The 561-nt window shown below is 45.6% G+C and carries 1 pseudogene; it reads left to right on the top strand.

The window, feature by feature from the left end:
• Positions 1 to 180 (top strand): annotated as a pseudogene (locus F6K38_RS28975) (hypothetical protein); the annotation flags it as partial.
• Positions 181 to 561 lie beyond the last annotated feature (381 nt).

The raw sequence follows: 561 nt of genomic DNA, 5'->3' as shown, positions 1-561 counted from the left end.
CCGATTCCCTACTCCCTACTCCCTAAGGAAACAATGAACCAACAACGACAAAAACCCCACTACTCAATATGTCAGGGATTCCGTATTCCCATGGGATTTCCGGTAACCTGTTTTGAATCTGGACTGAATTACAATGCTCAAGCGGAGGATAACTTTATTGTTACGTATCCCAAATTTTGATTCCCAGTAAGCATATGCGCTACTTGAGGTGCTACTTGAGGTGCCGTCAGCTGTCAGCCGTCAGCTAAAAGCTCACGCTACTTGAGGTGCTTAAGATAAACCTTGACGGGAGAATTTAATAGTTCAAGATTTTGTAAGCATTCAGCAGTCAGCAGTCAGCAGTCAGCAGTCAGCGGTCAGCGGTCAGCTTATTTTATTCAAAAGCACCGATTGCGCTACGCGCAAGCTGCGCGAACAGTAGGGTGGCACAGGCTTCGACGCTGTGACCTAACCCATAAGCTGATAGCTAATAGCTGAAAGCTGATAGCTAATAGCTAATAGCTGAAAGCTGATAGCTGAAAGCTGATAGCTGAAAGCTGATAGCTGAAAGCTGATAGCTGA

The organism is Moorena sp. SIO3B2, assembly GCF_010692525.1.
Classification (GTDB): Bacteria; Cyanobacteriota; Cyanobacteriia; order Cyanobacteriales; family Coleofasciculaceae; genus Moorena; species Moorena producens.
This window is presented reverse-complemented; position numbering and strand designations above follow the sequence as displayed.